At 37.1% G+C, this 16,009-nt stretch carries 16 protein-coding genes; 15 read left to right on the forward strand and 1 reads right to left on the reverse strand.

Going from position 1 to position 16,009, the window contains the following annotated elements:
* Position 1 precedes the first annotated feature (1 nt).
* From G504_RS19085 to glsA, 4 genes are read left to right on the forward strand one after another with little or no spacing between them, the layout of a single operon-like run.
* On the forward strand, positions 2 to 2,314 hold the full coding sequence (locus G504_RS19085; RefSeq protein ID WP_026348378.1) for an isochorismatase family protein: 2,313 nt from the start codon (positions 2 to 4) through the stop codon (positions 2,312 to 2,314).
* Between the two features lie 10 nt (positions 2,315 to 2,324).
* Positions 2,325 to 2,729 carry a hypothetical protein gene (locus G504_RS0103900; protein WP_019668830.1) on the forward strand — a complete coding sequence of 135 codons (405 nt, stop codon included), beginning with the start codon at positions 2,325 to 2,327 and terminating at the stop codon, positions 2,727 to 2,729.
* Between the two features lie 11 nt (positions 2,730 to 2,740).
* Positions 2,741 to 2,932, forward strand: a complete 192-nt coding sequence (locus tag G504_RS20120) for an HIT family protein (protein WP_083930694.1) — start codon at positions 2,741 to 2,743, stop codon at positions 2,930 to 2,932.
* 50 nt (positions 2,933 to 2,982) lie between these two features.
* A complete protein-coding gene (gene glsA / locus G504_RS18255; RefSeq protein WP_019668831.1) occupies positions 2,983 to 5,277 on the forward strand; it encodes a glutaminase A in 2,295 nt (764 codons plus the stop codon).
* 798 nt (positions 5,278 to 6,075) lie between these two features.
* Here glsA and G504_RS0103915 read toward each other — a convergent pair.
* Positions 6,076 to 6,606 carry a GNAT family N-acetyltransferase gene (locus tag G504_RS0103915; RefSeq protein ID WP_019668833.1) on the reverse strand — a complete coding sequence of 177 codons (531 nt, stop codon included), beginning with the start codon at positions 6,604 to 6,606 and terminating at the stop codon, positions 6,076 to 6,078.
* A 312-nt stretch (positions 6,607 to 6,918) separates the two neighbouring features.
* Between G504_RS0103915 and G504_RS0103920 the strand changes: the two genes are divergently transcribed.
* From G504_RS0103920 to G504_RS0103975, 11 genes are all read left to right on the forward strand, one after another.
* On the forward strand, positions 6,919 to 7,404 hold the full coding sequence (locus G504_RS0103920; RefSeq protein ID WP_019668834.1) for a YybH family protein: 486 nt from the start codon (positions 6,919 to 6,921) through the stop codon (positions 7,402 to 7,404).
* 48 nt (positions 7,405 to 7,452) lie between these two features.
* Positions 7,453 to 8,184 carry a 3-keto-disaccharide hydrolase gene (locus G504_RS0103925; RefSeq protein ID WP_019668835.1) on the forward strand — a complete coding sequence of 244 codons (732 nt, stop codon included), beginning with the start codon at positions 7,453 to 7,455 and terminating at the stop codon, positions 8,182 to 8,184.
* A gap of 148 nt (positions 8,185 to 8,332) precedes the next feature.
* Positions 8,333 to 8,467, forward strand: coding sequence for a hypothetical protein (locus tag G504_RS20055; RefSeq protein ID WP_019668836.1), 135 nt, complete (start codon positions 8,333 to 8,335; stop codon positions 8,465 to 8,467).
* 6 nt (positions 8,468 to 8,473) lie between these two features.
* The gene (locus G504_RS19090; protein ID WP_019668837.1) at positions 8,474 to 8,656 is read left to right on the forward strand and encodes a DUF664 domain-containing protein; all 183 of its coding nucleotides are present in this window, start codon (positions 8,474 to 8,476) and stop codon (positions 8,654 to 8,656) included.
* Between the two features lie 182 nt (positions 8,657 to 8,838).
* Positions 8,839 to 9,378, forward strand: coding sequence for a dihydrofolate reductase family protein (locus G504_RS0103945; RefSeq protein ID WP_019668839.1), 540 nt, complete (start codon positions 8,839 to 8,841; stop codon positions 9,376 to 9,378).
* A 124-nt stretch (positions 9,379 to 9,502) separates the two neighbouring features.
* On the forward strand, positions 9,503 to 9,979 hold the full coding sequence (locus G504_RS19095; protein WP_019668840.1) for a cupin domain-containing protein: 477 nt from the start codon (positions 9,503 to 9,505) through the stop codon (positions 9,977 to 9,979).
* 80 nt (positions 9,980 to 10,059) lie between these two features.
* On the forward strand, positions 10,060 to 11,769 hold the full coding sequence (locus tag G504_RS0103955; protein ID WP_026348380.1) for an amidohydrolase: 1,710 nt from the start codon (positions 10,060 to 10,062) through the stop codon (positions 11,767 to 11,769).
* Between the two features lie 28 nt (positions 11,770 to 11,797).
* The gene (locus G504_RS0103960; protein WP_019668842.1) at positions 11,798 to 12,370 is read left to right on the forward strand and encodes a sugar O-acetyltransferase; all 573 of its coding nucleotides are present in this window, start codon (positions 11,798 to 11,800) and stop codon (positions 12,368 to 12,370) included.
* A 72-nt stretch (positions 12,371 to 12,442) separates the two neighbouring features.
* Positions 12,443 to 13,936 (forward strand): YfcC family protein, encoded by a 1,494-nt coding sequence (locus tag G504_RS0103965; RefSeq protein ID WP_019668843.1) that lies wholly within the window; start codon positions 12,443 to 12,445, stop codon positions 13,934 to 13,936.
* A gap of 157 nt (positions 13,937 to 14,093) precedes the next feature.
* The gene (locus G504_RS0103970) at positions 14,094 to 15,074 is read left to right on the forward strand and encodes an SIS domain-containing protein (protein ID WP_019668844.1); all 981 of its coding nucleotides are present in this window, start codon (positions 14,094 to 14,096) and stop codon (positions 15,072 to 15,074) included.
* Complete coding sequence (locus G504_RS0103975) at positions 15,074 to 15,937, forward strand: PfkB family carbohydrate kinase (protein ID WP_019668845.1); 864 nt, start codon at positions 15,074 to 15,076, stop codon at positions 15,935 to 15,937. Before G504_RS0103970 ends, G504_RS0103975 begins: the two co-directional genes overlap by 1 nt.
* Positions 15,938 to 16,009: the final 72 nt, after the last annotated feature.

Below are 16,009 nucleotides of genomic sequence, written 5' to 3' on the forward strand. Positions count from 1 at the left end.
TATGGTTAAATCAATTTTATTTACTCAATGCCTTCAAAACGACTACTGCAAACCAATAGGTAAGTACGACCCAATTCCTAATTTGGTACATATTGGTTATGAAGAATCTGTTCGATTAATGGGGTTGAATCCCAAAGAAGGCCCGGTGTCAAATATCATGAAATGGGCCTATGAGCAAAGTGATGAGGAGATGGAAATAATCCATTTACGGGATTGGCATGACCCGGAGGACGAGAACCAAAGAGAGCATTTGGAATTATATGGGGATCATTGTATTCAGTACACCGAAGGCTCCAGGTTTGCTTTTCACCTGGATAAATACCCGCGAATAGCAACCATTATTGAATCCCTGCAATTAAACGACTTCGTCGATACCGAACTCGAGGATATCTTAGCGCCTTATAAAAATGAGAAGATTCGGATAGGAATAATGGGTGTTATGACAGAGAGTAAAATATCTTTTCTGGCTTATGACCTAAAAACACGCTATCCACAATTTGACATTGCCGTATGTTCTGCTTTATGCGCGGGATCTTCTATTTCCAGTCATTACACCGCTTTGGACAATATGCAGAAGATTTTGGGAATTCGTGTTCTCAATTCACTTGGTGAATTTACCAGCTTTTTAACTGGCAACGATTCGAGTTTTGAAATTCAGGCACCTTCAAAAGATGATTTCCCTAGGCTTGCGTTTAATAAGGAAGCCAATGTTACAGAAGCAGATGATAAGATTATTAGATTTTTATTTAGAAATGCACGCTCTGTTGAATTATCTGTTTTAGATGGTGGCTATTCTGGTAATTTAGTGCTAGGTGCTAAAAGTATAGATAATGAAGGAAGAGAGGAGGCACCTCATGTTCTTAAAATAGGAAAACAAGAAGAAATTGGGAGGGAACGTATGTCCTTCGAACGAGTCGAGTCTGTTTTAGGTAATAGTGCGCCCAGAATTACTGACTTTATTGATTATAAGGGACGAGGAGGCATAAAATACCGATATGCCTCTATGGGCAAAGGAAATTCTACCACTTTTAATAAATTATTTACTTCAGGTGTCCCTCTTGATAAGGCAAGGAAGTATTTGGACATCGTATTTAAAGATCAGCTAGGTAAGTTTTACAATGCGCGTACGTATGAAAAGTCTAATTTGCTAGAATATTATGGACATGATCCTAAACGTGCTGAACGCCTAAAACCTCGTATAGAAGAAGTTTATGGTAAATCTGCGGATGATAAAACCCTTGTTCTTCCTACAGGTCAAGAATTTCCAAACCCATATATCTTCAATAGGGATGTCCTTAAGGACCTGATTCCATTAAACAACAGGTCGAGCTATTTTTCCTATGTCCATGGAGATCTTAATGGAGCCAATATTATGATCGATCCACAAGAAAATATTTGGCTTATTGATTTCTTCCATACACATAACGGGCACGTGTTACGCGATTTAATAAAGCTGGAAAATGATTTGCTATACATCTATACCCCTATGTATAGAGAAGAAGATTTAAATGAGGCAATAAAACTATCAAAAATTCTATTAGATGTTCGTGACTTGGCACAGCCCTTAAAACCTGTTGAAGAAACTGATTTAACCCATCCAGGTTTTATACGTACTTATGAAACCCTGAGAATATTAAGATCTTATTATCCATCTCTAATTGGACATGACAGGGATTCACTTCAGTTGCTTATTGGACAGTTGAGATATTCGTTACATACCTTAATGTTCTTTGAATCTAATCACTTCCACAAATTATGGGCGCTTTATAACTCTGGACACATTAGTGAAAGAATTGCTCAAAGAATTCAATCAGGTGGAAAGCTAAGAGTAGATTGGATTGATGACGAAAAAGTTGATAAAGGAGCTATTGGTTTAACAATCTTACCCGGACGTCAGGACTATAGTCGCTCTGTTGATGAGGATTTGAAACAACTTAAAAAATATGAAGTCTCTACTGTTATACCACTTATAACAGATGACGAAATGAGTCATTTTGGTGTAAGTGATTTATTAAAAAAGTATGACGATTATAATTTTCAGGTGAAAAGACTTCCAATTATGGATCAACTTGTAAGTTCAGAAGAAGAAATGCGCCAGCTTATATCCTATATTGATGAAAAGTTAAAAAGTGAAGAAAAAATAGTTTTACATTGTGTTGGTGGCTTGGGGCGTTCGGGATTGGTGGCAGCCTCTTACTTAAAGTTTAAAGGAAAAAAAGCTAAAGAATCAATAGAATCGGTTAGAAAAGTAAGAGGCCCTAGGGCAGTGGAATCAAGGATACAGGAAGAATTTGTTTACAATTTTGAATTTTAAAAGTATACCCATGACAAAGGATAAAAATAATTTAGAAGCATTAAATCAATTTTTAAACCAACATAATCTCACCGGCAATTCCAAATTGTTCAGATATACTGGTGTTCATTATATCAAACAGGAAGCTGGTGTTGATTATTTAATTGCTAAAGATGAATGCAGTGATATGGCCATTGATCATTATGAAAATAGAGGATATGTTTTCGTGTCACAAGAATTTGGAAAAGGCCTGTCTTTTTTAAGTAATAAAGAAGCCGAATATGAGAAACATGAAAGAATATGTGTATCTATTCAATTGAAGGACGTATTTGATCAAGGTGGATTAGTATATGAGATTACCTCATTGCCAGCTTATCTATCTGGCTACTTTGTATCTCTTCCAGAGGGGCGAATTAAGGTAAAACGAGAACAGTAAAGGTTAATTCAATAAACTCACTAGTTCATAAATTGAAAAAATTATTAGACTCAAAGGATAGTATCAAAGGATATAATATTGGAATAAACAATGGGGATATTGATAGACAATTCATATATCATTGCCATGTCCATTTGATTCCAAGAAGAGAAGGAGATGTTATAAATAAAGTTGAAAAGCTGAATCAATATATTAAGAAGTGATAAATTAAATTGGAGTTGAACAATATTAAATACTAAATAAAATTTTTAAAATGGAGAAACAGAAAGAATTATTGGCTTTTATGAAGGAAAACAAGCTTAACCCAGAGACCAAATTGTACAGATATACGTCTAAAGATTATTTGAAAAATATTGATGGTAAATTGTATTTGAAAGCGAAGACCAAACCAACTGATATGATTATTGATATTTATAATGGTTCTTCAGAAGTATTTATTGCTTCAGAAATGGGGCAAGGAATTTCTTTTTTGTCAAATAAAGAGGAAGAATATGAAAGCTTTGGTAGAGTTTGTATAGAAATAAAAATAAAGGATGTTCTTGATCAAGAAGGATTGATTTATCCTATCACATCGTTGCCAGAGTATTTAAAAGCGTTTTATTGTACCATTCCTAAGGGTTTGGTAAAAGTCAAAATTTCAGAAAAAATAAAAGTTAATAAACCCGAACAACAGGTGGTAAAGCTAAATCCCCGAGTTACTCAACTTTTTAAATCTCTTGATGTTCATAATCGAAAATATATTTATAAAAGTGATTTACTCGAAACACTTAATCGCTGTGGAATTTTATCAAATGACCTAAGAATTAAAAAAGTTGTAAATTCTCTTGATGAATTTGAAGATTCAAAAAAAATAGACTTAGAGGACTTTAATAAACTAATATATAAAAATGTAGGTATTATAGAAAAAACTATTAAGGGGGATTTGATAATTCCAGATTTTCATGAGTTTTGTAATGATATTACGAATATTTATAATGAAGTAAATACAATAAATGAAGGGGATGTTGCTGACTACATTCCTGAATTAGCAAAGGTTGATCCAAAAAAATTCGCAATCTCCATTTGTACAGTTGACGGTCAAATTTTCAACATAGGAGATAGTAATGATAAATACTGTATCCAGTCGACCTGTAAGCCCATCAATTATTGTTTAGCATTGCAAGAAAATGGAGAAAACAAAGTGCATCAACATGTAGGCTTTGAGCCAAGTGGTGTTAGTTTTAATGAAATAATACTTGGTAAAGGAGGATTACCTCATAACCCGATGGTGAATGCGGGGGCAATAATGTCGTGCAGCCTTATTAAACCTTCAATGGATGATGAAGATAGAATGGAGCACGTTTTAAATACGTGGCGAAGAATTACAGGAATTAAGCCTGCAGTTGATAATAAAGTTTACATGTCTGAACGTGATACGGCTGATAGAAATTTTGCCTTGGCCTATTTTATGAAAGAAAAAAGGGCATTTCCAGAGAATACAAATTTATTAAAAACATTGGAGTTTTATTTTAAATGTTGCTCCATTGAAGTTACGGCTCAAGAGCATGCAATAGTTGCTGCAACTTTAGCAAATGGAGGAATCAGTCCTGTTACTGGAAAAAAAATATTTAAACCTGAAACAATTAAAAATTGTTTGTCGCTCATGTACTCTTGTGGAATGTATGATTATTCAGGTAAATTTGCATTCAAGGTTGGTATCCCTGCTAAAAGTGGTGTTTCAGGAGCTATTTTTGTAGTAATTCCTAACGTTATGGGGATAACTATTTGGTCTCCTCCTTTAGATGAAATCGGTAATAGTGTTAAAGGATTAGCTGTCTGTACAAAATTGGTGAATTACTTTAATTTTCACACCTATGATCATCTGTTACTTTCCTCATCTAAAAAAGATCCGAGACTTCAAAAAAATCAGACAAAAATTGAAGGTATAAATAGTTTGTGTGCAGCAGCGAGCCAAGGTGATTTAGATGAATTTGAAAGATTAGCAAATAATGAGCTTGACTTAAATGAAAGTGAATACGATTATAGAACCCCAATTCATTTAGCTGCTTCAGAAGGACATGTCCATGTAATTAAATATTTTATAGAAAAAGGACTGAATCTTAGTCCAAAAGATCGATGGGGTGGTACACCACTGGATGATGCCTATCGGGGAAATCATCAAGAAGTTATTCAACTACTTGAAAAGCATCATGCACAGAAATCAAATATAAAAGGTATACCAATTAAAGAATTTTTACCTGACACATTAAAAAATATCAATTTGAAAGATTCAATTAAATTGTGCTGGGCCGCAAGTGAGGGAGATCTTATAGAAATTAAAAGGCTTGTTGCAAATGGTTTAAATTTGAATGCAGCAGATTATGATGGTAGAACAGCTTTACATCTTTCAGCTTCTGAAGGCCATATAAATGTCGTTAATTATTTAATTAAACATGGAGTTTATGTTAATCCTTTAGATAGATGGGGAAACACTCCTTTAACTGACGCATACCGACATGACTTTCAAAAAGTAATTAAACTTTTAGAAGAAAATGGTGGAGCTCGTTAAAAAAATGTGTCTTTTAAAGGTGTTAAAAATAAATTTAAAAGATTGATAGGAGGGTAAAGTATTATAAACCTTTTATATAAAAGGGTTTAGTAATTTTTTAATATTTATTAATATGTGTTACCTGTAATGAGGTGTAAATTAGTATCATTCTAAAGTTAAGTCATTGCTGTAAGTAATTAAAGTGTGTTCACCAGTTAGGCTTAAAATTAAGTTAGAAGACCATTGTGTCTGTACACAGGGCAAGATAATTCCTTTTAAAAATGTGTTCTATGAAGTTTATATCAGGAATAGGAAGAAAGAGTATAGAGCTTCCAAACATATCTGCTTAGATTGTCCTATCTATAGTGCGTGTTTAAAAAAGAGTCAGGAAAAGCGAATTACCATAACATATTATAATGAGGATTATGCGCGTAACAATTAACTTGTAAACAGTAGATGGGGAAAGTATATGAAAGGTGAACGACAGCGAGCTATTGAGCCTGTATTTGGTACCCTCACACAGTTTATGGGAACCAAAGAGATCAATGCAATGGGTATAGGTTAGGCCAATAAGGTCATGCATCTGTCAGCTATGGTCTATAACCTTATGAAGTACTTGAAATTTATTACCAATACTGTAAAAAGTGCTGCCAAGGCAGTGGGGTCGTTCCATTTTATGGTCAAAAAGGCTAATATCACTTCAAATAAGGCCATTGGACATCTTCAATTTTTAATAAGAAATAGGGTTTCCAAAAACAAAAGCCCCTTAAAAAGAGCTTTTGGATTACTATTTATATTTTTTAGTGCTTTGTGCAACGATTACCTATCTTGTGCGTAGTTTTTATTAAACCAAGCCATTGGAATGTCTGCTTCAAAATTCTCGGTTCCATTATTAATTCTTCTTTCAAATCTACCTTCAATTTTAAAGCCTAATTTTTCATAAAATGTTATTGCTTTTGTGTTACTTTCTCTAGCTATAAGTTCTACTCTTAAAATTTCAGTTCTATTGTCTTCAATATGTTTTAATAGAGATTTAAAGAGTAATTTACCAAGTCCTTGATTTTGAAATTTCGGGTCAACTACAATTGTCAATTCTGATAAAACATGGTCAAAAACGCTAGGAGTTAATTTATAACAATGTATTTCAGCTATTATTTTACTACAATTTGGATTGTCAACAATTAAAGAGATACCATTATCGATCGATTTTTTTAAATTATTGATAATATACGTTTCAGTAATTTCATTTTCAGTTCTTGCAATTCCTCCATTTATTTTTGAAACACGTTTGTAAAGTTTTAGGACATTTTCTTTGTCCGTCAAATTAGCAAATCTTACAGTATAACTCATTGTCAATTTTCATTTTTCAAATTTCACACAACTTGTTAGTTTAGGGCCAGTTGCATGGTTAAGCTCCCCCCAAGGCCCATTTCATGCGAAGCCATGAAATGAATCCAGTCCTTTATTGAAATCTCAATAAATGTACTAAATATCTGCTTCTTTCTTTGCAAAGCCCTCCCGATAGCTTCTCCTTCGTAATACTATGGAGAAGGAGCTATCGGGAGGGCTTACGATCCAGTTCCCTGAATAAATATCAAAATACAAAAGCCAATACTCCTAGATTAAATCTTTAAATTTGAATAACCTTAAAAACGTTAAAATATGAGAAGTCCAATAATTCTTTTTTTTGTCCTGACCCTCGTTTCCTGCAATGAAAAGGTTGCCAAAGGGGAATTAGAATCTTCAAATTCTGGTACTATTGATATTCAGGCAGAATTGGCATCAATAGAAAAAACACGTCAGACATTCATGAAAGCCGTAAAAGAAGGTGATGGTGAAACCATGGGTAAAATCGCGACTTCAGACATTAAGATCATTTCACCCGGAAGCAGCGATTGGATGGAAATGTACAAGGAAAGTAAAAACCAAGGTCCTTTCCCTTACGACAGTATTATCATGTCCCCTATAGAAACAATAATTGCATCAGACAGTATTGCATATGACCTTGGTATTAGTCGTGTATATTATACGAATAGTCAAGGAAATGTGGTTGAATTGAAAGATAGCTTTTTAGCCATCTTAAAAAAAGGTAAGGATGGTACCTGGAGACTTCATCGGGAGGTAGCGTCTTCAAATGTTACCGATTGATTTTTCTTTAATCAAACAAGAACTATTAGCCACAACAAAACCTAAATAATGATAAGAAACATTTTAAATCCCATTGGATTCCTTTTTTCTATTTTATTATTTATTTCCTGCGGGAATTCGGACGAACTTAAATTGTTTAATGGGGAATCGCTTGAAGGCTGGGAAGGGTCAAATACTATTTTCAGAGCGGAAGAGGGAGCCATAGTTGGTGGTAACCTAAAAAACCCAATTGATGAAAGTTACTACTTGTGTACGGAACAGAAGTATGAAAATTTTGAATTGAGATTATCTGCTAAATTTATTGCGAACGACATAAATACTAATGGGGGCATAAGCTTCAGAGCTAAACGCGTGCCCAATTCTAATGAGGTAATGGGCTACCAGGCCGACATAGGATATATTGATGCCACTGCAATTGCTCAATTTTCTGATTTTACACCGAAGGATACAACCGGCCTTTATCCGCTTTGGGGCAGCCTTGTAGATGAGAACAGGCCGGATACTAAGCGATACCCAAGACCAGATATCTTCCCTGTCATATTTTTTAAGGTAGCTGACAAAGAACTTATGGAGGAAATTATTGATCCTTTTGATTGGAATGAGATTAAAATCAAGGCTAATGGCCCGGATATTGAAATAAAAATCAATGGAGTTACAACGGCCAAATACACTGAGAAAGGCAATGTACCTTCAAACGGTTATATATGCCTGCAGGCACATTCCGGAGGGCCCTATGAAATTTGGTATAAAAACATTGTGCTGAATCAATTAGAACCATAATTGAAGGCTCATAACCATGAATATAAACCATTGGTATAGCCCGTTTACAAGACTGTACTTTATTAGTTTTTTGTTTTTCAATCTCATTAGTAATGGTGCAATATGAAATTAAACCTGAAAAGGATATACCCCTCAAATTGGTATTATAGTGGCCACCCAATCCTATACCCGGGTTGAAACTTTGGAAGAACGCAGCTGGACTGATGAAGAAGCGGAATTTTGGGAAGTTGCCGGAGGTTTGGGAGATGAATCAAGAGACAAATTAAAAGGAAAACCCATATAATATTATTTGGACCTTTGGGATCAGGTCCGGAAGGAAACACTCGAAGGTTTTAAAACCAAAGATGATGCATGGTTTGCTGCAAATATAGATGAAGGGGTAAACAACCATTGGGCGTGGTTTCATATTTTAGAGCATTCTGCCAATCATATGGGGCAAATAGCACTAGTTAAGAGCAGACTACCGGAGTAATTATTATTTTTCCATACATCATTCAACATTTTGATATATTTGAAACTATATATAGTCACGAGCTAAATCTTGCTATTAAACAACAACGGCGATAATTCTCCGGAGGTGGACAGGTTCATCAGGTTTGCCGGGGAGGAAATTATATACGGGGTTGGTGGCATTCATATATAATCGCTAAAAAAATGACTAAAAAGAATAGTGTATTTATTGCTACAAGTATTGATGGTTGCATCGCAGACAAAGATGGCGGAATAGATTGGCTTCATTCCATACCAAATCCCGATAATAATGATATGGGATATGTGGAATTCATCAGCAATATTGATGCTCTTGTAATGGGTCGGGCAACATTCGAAACAGTATGCAGCTTTGATATTGATTGGCCGTATGAAAAGCCCGTATTCGTATTGAGTACTACTTTAAATGAAATACCTGAAAGTCACAGGGAAAAAGCTTACTTGATAAAAGGAACAGCCGGTGAAATTATCGGGCAGATTAATAAAAAAGGATATAATCGTCTTTACATTGATGGTGGTGCTACAATAAGAAATTTTCTTAAAGCAGATTTAATTGACGAAATGACAATTACAATAATTCCGATAGTATTGGGTGGTGGCTCATCTTTGTTTTCAGAGCTTCCAAATGAGCTAAAATTCGAATTGGTAAAAACTAAGACATTTTTGAATCAAATAACTCAGAATCATTATAAACGAAAAAGATAGATACGAAATCCCAGGAGGGGTTTAGCGGTATTCCCGCCTGCCGGTCGGACAGGAAAATAGCCTTTATGCTTACATTGTAGGTAAGAAGAAAATAATTATAATTAATAAACTAAACTTTTATAAAATGAAGAATACATTAATCTATTTCGTTTGTATTTCAGTATTAGCCCTAACAGGCTGCAAACAATCATCTACCCAGGTTGGAGTAATGCAGTTCCCTGAGGGCGTTGTTCAGCATGTGGTTTATGCCAAAGACATTGAATGGAAACCATGTCCGCCCAACTTGCCCGAGGGTTGCGAAATGGCTGTTATGGAAGGCAGCCCAAAAAGCAACGACCTTTTTACTGTGCGTTTCAAAGTAAATGGAAAATTTATTATGCCCCCTCACACACATCCCAAAGACGAACGTGCCACTATTCTGCAAGGCAAAGCCTATGTTGCTTTTGGGAAGGATGCCACCAGAGAAGATGCAAAAGAATTCGGACCGGGTGATTATTACGTAAATGCCAGAAATGAGATTCACTCCGTTTGGGCCGATTCCAATACAATTATTCAGCTTACCGGTATAGGTCCCTGGGAGGCTAATTTTATTGAGGATTAATCAAATGCTATTACCAACAAAGCCTTAATACGAAAAAACCAGGTTTAGCCAAACCAATGATTAAAAATAAATTCAAACAAATGAATACAAAGAAAAACTTACTGCTGATTTTAGGAGTCATCTTTCTATTCTCCTGCAAGGACACTGATAAAAAACACTTAGAAAATACGGCGCAAGTATATTTTGGCGGCGATATTATTACCATGGTTGGGCAAGCGCCTGATTATGCCGAGGCACTTGTGGTAAAAGATGGCAAAATCAGCTTTGTAGGTTCATCTTCTGAAGCAATGACTGTAGCTGGCGCAGGGCACCAAATGATTGACCTTGAAGGGAGAACCCTTGTTCCGGGTTTTATAGACGGGCATTGCCATTTTGCTACTTTTGGTGCTCAGGCCATAGGCGGACAATTGCTGGCCTCACCGGATGCCAATGTAGATGACATAGAAACACTTATTTCTGTTATGAAAGAGTGGAACACACCCCAGAACAGAGAGCTTACGGGCTGGATTTTTGGTACCGGCTTTGATGATTCAGTTCTTAAGGAAAAAAGGTTTCCAACAAAACACGACTTGGACAAAATAAGTACCAAGTATCCAATTATGATAACCCACATCTCAGGGCATTTTGCTGTCGTTAATTCAAAAGGGCTTGAAAAATTGGGGATAAACGCTGATACTAAAAACCCGGAAGGTGGTATTATTAGAAGAGAGCAGAACTCCAATGAACCTAACGGTGTACTGGAGGAATTGGCGGCAATTCCATATATGCTGGAGGCAATAGGGCCCAAATCAGAAGAGGCCGGCATAAAATTCTTTGAGGCAGGTCAGGCAATGGCTTTATCTTACGGGTATACGACTGCCCAGGAAGGTCGTGCCATGCAAAACCATGAATTTTTGACAACAATGGCTGACAGTCAGAAACTAAAAATTGATGTTGTTAGTTATATCGACTATCTATTTGTGGATAAGTACATGAATAGTAAATGGAATAGCAAAGAATACATAAACAAATATAGAATTGGTGGCATGAAAGTCACTCTGGATGGCTCGCCCCAGGGTAGAACAGCATGGCGCACCCAACCATATTTGCTACCACCGGATGGAATGCCTGAAGACTATAAAGGATATCCTGCAATCCCCAATGACAGCATCTTATCCTCAATTTATGAGAAAGCGTTTGTAAATAACTGGCAAATCTTGTCTCATACTAATGGAGATGCTGCTGTTGACCAAATGATAAGGACATTAAAACCTTTAAATGAAAAATATGGCAATGAAGGTAGGCGTGATGTTATCATCCATGGTCAATATATAAGGGCAGACCAGTTGGATGAAGCCAAAAAGATGAATATGATAGCATCACTTTTCCCGTTGCATACTTTTTATTGGGGCGATTGGCACAAAGAATTAATTGGTGATTCACTTGGCAACAAAATTAGTCCTGTAAGAACAGCACTAAATAAAGGTGTTAAAATTACGATACATACAGACGCGCCTGTTGCCCTACCCAGTTTAATGCGCGTGCTTTGGACCGCTGTAGAGAGAACATCCCGTTCTGGAAAAGTGATAGGGGAAGATGAAAGATTAACCCCTTATGAGGCATTAAAAGCAATTACCATATGGTCTGCATACCAGCACTTTGAGGAAGACAAAAAGGGAACCCTCGAAAATGGAAAACTAGCTGATTTAGTAATTCTGGATAAAAATCCTTTGAAAGTTAAGGCAGATGAAATAAAGGATATACAAGTAATTGAAACCATTAAAAAGGGGGTAACAGTATTTAAAAAATAACTAATGCCAACATCTGACAAATGATAAAATGACGGAAAAAGAAAAAATGCTCAATGGGGATTACTACAATTCAAGAGATCCCGAATTGATAAGAATTTACCATCAGGCAAGAAAACTTTTAAAGGTCTATAACAATCTTGATTCTGAATTAATGGCCGAACGAGAACAGGTTTTAAATGAATTATTTGAATTTAAAGGTGATGGCGTTTGGATCGAAGCCCCTTTCTTCTGTGACTATGGGGAAAATATCTCAATTGGAGACAACACATTTATCAACACCAATTGTATGTTCCTGGACAATAACAGAATAACCATAGGAAAAAATGGACTTATCGCACCTTATGTCCAAATTTACACGGCAAGCCATCCATTAGAAGCTTCAAAAAGAATAATTGAAAATGGAAAAGAATCTGCTTATCTAACCTCTGCAAAACCGGTAACAATAGGCAACAATGTATGGATAGGCGGAAATTCAATTATTTACCCGGATGTGACTATCGGAGATAATGTAACAATTGGTGCCGGAAGTGTGGTTACCAATACTATTCCCGACAATGTATTGGCCCTGGGAAATCCATGCAAAGTAGTTAAGGAATTATAAAAAACCTATGCAATAAATGGCTAGCCGTAATGCCCACAAAAGCCGGCATAAGAATTTTTAATAGTACGATAAATGAAAAAACTTAAATTTCCAACGGCCCAGACCATACTTATACTCATAGCTGTATTTACAGCAATCTTAACCTGGTTGGTTCCTGCAGGAAAATACGATAGCCTGGCATACAATGCCACAAGCAATACCTTCACAAAAACAAGTTTAGAAGAAAGTACAGAATTGCCGGCAACAGTGGAAACACTTGAAAACCTCAACATTAAAATTCCTATTCAAAAATTTACAAATGGTGATATTTATAAGCCTATTGGCATTCCTGACACTTATAAAGAACTGGAACCAAACCCACAAGGCCTTGGAGCCCTGGTAAAATCGCCTGTAAAGGGAATAATCGCAGCAGCAGACATCATTTTTTTAATCCTTATCATAGGGGGCTTAATTGGGATTATGAACCTCACGGGAGCTTTTGATGCCGGAATATCCTGGCTTGCAAAAATTTTAAAAGGCAGGGAATATATTTTAATCGTTGTGGTAACCACACTTATTGCAGCCGGAGGCACAACCTTCGGACTTGCAGAGGAAACCATGGCCTTCTACCCTATTTTAATTCCAGTATTCCTAGCAGCAAAATATGACGGAATGGTTGGGCTTGCCTGCATTTTCCTGGGCTCTGGAATTGGATCAATGTGTTCTACCACGAATCCGTTTGCAACTATTATTGCTTCGGATGCCGCAGGAATAAACTGGACAACAGGGCTTAACAATCGCATAATTATGCTGCTGGTATGCCTGACCATTACTATTGTTTATATTCTTCGATATGCAAAACGCGTAAAAAACGATCCATCCAGGTCTCTTATTTTTGATCAAAAAGAAGCTCAGGAGAAGCTGTTTGGAATACATGATGCGAATACTACCACAAAATTCACAAACAGGCTGAGACTCATTATCACTGTATTTTCATTGTGTTTTATCGTGATGATCGTTGGGGTGTCATTTTTAGACTGGTGGTTTGTAGAAATGACATCCACATTTCTCTTAGGCGCAATCCTTATTGGTATTATTGGAAAGGTCAAAGAAATTGTTTTTGTGGAAGCCTTTGCAAAAGGGGCGGCTGAATTGCTCAGCGTTGCCTTTATTGTTGGTATCGCCCGCGGTGTAACCATTTTAATGGAAGATGGACTTATTAGTGATACCATTTTATATCATGCAAGTACTATAACACAAGGGATGAACAAAGGGGTGTTTGCAAATGTCATGCTCTATATTTATGGGGGTCTATCCTTTTTCATGCCCTCATCTACCGGGATGGCAGTTTTAACCATGCCAATTATGTCGCCATTGGCAGATACTGTAAATTTAGGAAGAGAGACTATCGTTGATACGTATCAATATGGAATGGGCCTCTTTTATTTAATTAATCCTACCGGTTTAATACTGGCAGCATTGGCCATCGTAAAAATCGGGTTCAATAAGTGGCTTCAATTTATGATGCCGCTCCTTTTTCTACTATTGATCGCAACCATGATCTTGTTGACCATTTCTGTTTACTGAAGGTCTAAAAACACCGCAGCAAAGTCAATGTAATTTAGAGGAATTACTTAAAAATTTATTAAGACATTTGCCAGTAAGTAAGAAATGATTTTTTTTTTACTAAGAACGAATCAGCTAATCACACAAGATACTATCAGGATTACATTTTATGAATTCAATGAACTTGTATACCGATGCCCTAATCCAAATGCTCGCAGCGAAAGCGGATGAAGATGTTCAAATGTCAGAAGTATTTTTAGTCGCCTGCGGAGGTTCTCTGGTAGACCTCTACCCTGCTAAATTCTTCCTGGCCAGTGAAAGCTGTCAGTTACGCTCTGAACTCTATACGGCCAACGAATTTGTTCATGCCGTGCCAAAGGTGCTTGGCGAACGATCTGTTGTCATCCTTTGCTCCCATAGCGGGGATACACCGGAGGCTGTTGAAGCGTCGAAAGTGGCAAAGGCAGCCGGCGCTCTCACTGTTACAATGACCCACAATAAATCATCGAAGATTGCTAATTATACCGATCACAATATTGTATACGAGTGGGGAGATGAATCCAGTGTTAAAAATAATCCGATGGCAATTACCCTGGCACTTTGTCTCGAAATAGTACAGCAAACAGAAGGGTATGCCAATTACAACGAATTCCAGGAGGCGCTTCTAAAGATAGACGATGTTATAAGAAAAGCACGTAGCAAAGCAGGCGATCGGGCAAAGTCCTTTGCAGAGACTTATCAGAATGAGAAATTGTTCTATATTTTGTCGAGTGGGGCAAGCTACGGACACGCCTATGGTTTTGCCATCTGTTCGCTTATGGAAATGCAAAGGCTGCACGCGAGCTCGATTCACTCCGGTGAGTTTTTTCATGGTCCTTTCGAAGTTACAGACAAAAAAACCAATTTCATTGTCTTGGTCAATGAAGGTCGCACCAGGCCACTGGATCTGAGGGTGATCACTTTCCTTAAAACTTATGCCAGGAATTATGTAGTATTAGACGCCAAAGAGCTGGGTATTGGCATACTTCCCGAATCCGTTGTCGAATTTTTCAATCCAATCCTGTTCTACAGTGTACTTTGTGATTACCGGGAAGCTTTAGCCAAAATTCGTAATCATCCACTTGAAACGCGGCGTTATATGGGTAAAGTTGAATATTAATGAAGATAATGGGGGATGGAACATTGAAAGTTATAGGTATCGGAGACAATGTAGTGGACAATTACATTGACATTCGTACCATGTTTCCGGGGGGCAATGCCCTCAACTTTTCGGTATATGCGTCAATGCTGGGCTGTGACTCTGCATATATTGGTGTTTTTGGAAGCGATGACGGCGCTAAGCATGTGCAGCAAACACTCGCCGACATAGGCGTAGACACCTCCCATTGCCGCATTGCTGACGGACCAAACGGACAGGCCATTTTGAAAATCGAAGACGGGGAGAGAGTTTTTATTTCATCAAATGAAGGTGGAATCAGCAAATCTGTGCCAATGGAATTCATATTTGATGATCTCGATTACCTGCAATCGTTTTCAATTGTGCATACGGGCACATATAGCCATATTGACCTCTATCTAAGCAAAATGAAACAACTTAATCCCCTGATCAGCTACGACTTTTCGGATGACTTCGAAAGGGACTATGCGTTATCGCTATGCCAGTATATCGACATTGGGTTTTTTTCCTGTAGCGAATGGGTCGAAAAAGCAGCAATAGAACTTCTTGAAGAAGCCGTGAATGGGGGCTGTACCATGGCCGTGGCCACTCGTGGGCCCCGGGAAGCAATTTTGTTCGATGGAAGATCCTGGTTTAGACAGACACCCCTGGCCGTGACACCAACAGACACGCTCGGAGCAGGAGATGCGTTCATTAGCGGATTCCTGATTTCCTATTTCAAAGGTAAAACCAATGGCAGTGATTCAGCAGACTCTTTGATTGAAAATGCCCTCAGCGAAGCTGCTGCATTCGCTGCAAAGATTTGCCAGGTGCAAGGTGCTTTTGGACACGGTTTATCCTATTGAACAGGTCATTCTCAAAAAATAAGATAGTTCAGCGAGCGTAACTCTAAAGAATTTAATCAACTATATTTGAAA

This window comes from Eudoraea adriatica DSM 19308, from assembly GCF_000382125.1.
GTDB classification, from domain to species: Bacteria; Bacteroidota; Bacteroidia; order Flavobacteriales; family Flavobacteriaceae; genus Eudoraea; species Eudoraea adriatica.

What these genes read in the sequence shown, in the direction of transcription:
- G504_RS19085 (WP_026348378.1), top strand. Translation starts at nt 2, where the DNA reads ATGGTTAAATCAATTTTATTTACTCAATGCCTTCAAAACGACTACTGC.
- G504_RS0103900 (WP_019668830.1), top strand. Translation starts at nt 2,325, where the DNA reads ATGACAAAGGATAAAAATAATTTAGAAGCATTAAATCAATTTTTAAAC.
- glsA (WP_019668831.1), top strand. Translation starts at nt 2,983, where the DNA reads ATGGAGAAACAGAAAGAATTATTGGCTTTTATGAAGGAAAACAAGCTT.
- G504_RS0103915 (WP_019668833.1), bottom strand. Translation starts at nt 6,606, where the DNA reads ATGAGTTATACTGTAAGATTTGCTAATTTGACGGACAAAGAAAATGTC.
- G504_RS0103920 (WP_019668834.1), top strand. Translation starts at nt 6,919, where the DNA reads ATGAGAAGTCCAATAATTCTTTTTTTTGTCCTGACCCTCGTTTCCTGC.
- G504_RS0103925 (WP_019668835.1), top strand. Translation starts at nt 7,453, where the DNA reads ATGATAAGAAACATTTTAAATCCCATTGGATTCCTTTTTTCTATTTTA.
- G504_RS0103945 (WP_019668839.1), top strand. Translation starts at nt 8,839, where the DNA reads ATGACTAAAAAGAATAGTGTATTTATTGCTACAAGTATTGATGGTTGC.
- G504_RS19095 (WP_019668840.1), top strand. Translation starts at nt 9,503, where the DNA reads ATGAAGAATACATTAATCTATTTCGTTTGTATTTCAGTATTAGCCCTA.
- G504_RS0103955 (WP_026348380.1), top strand. Translation starts at nt 10,060, where the DNA reads ATGAATACAAAGAAAAACTTACTGCTGATTTTAGGAGTCATCTTTCTA.
- G504_RS0103960 (WP_019668842.1), top strand. Translation starts at nt 11,798, where the DNA reads ATGACGGAAAAAGAAAAAATGCTCAATGGGGATTACTACAATTCAAGA.
- G504_RS0103965 (WP_019668843.1), top strand. Translation starts at nt 12,443, where the DNA reads ATGAAAAAACTTAAATTTCCAACGGCCCAGACCATACTTATACTCATA.
- G504_RS0103970 (WP_019668844.1), top strand. Translation starts at nt 14,094, where the DNA reads ATGAACTTGTATACCGATGCCCTAATCCAAATGCTCGCAGCGAAAGCG.
- G504_RS0103975 (WP_019668845.1), top strand. Translation starts at nt 15,074, where the DNA reads ATGAAGATAATGGGGGATGGAACATTGAAAGTTATAGGTATCGGAGAC.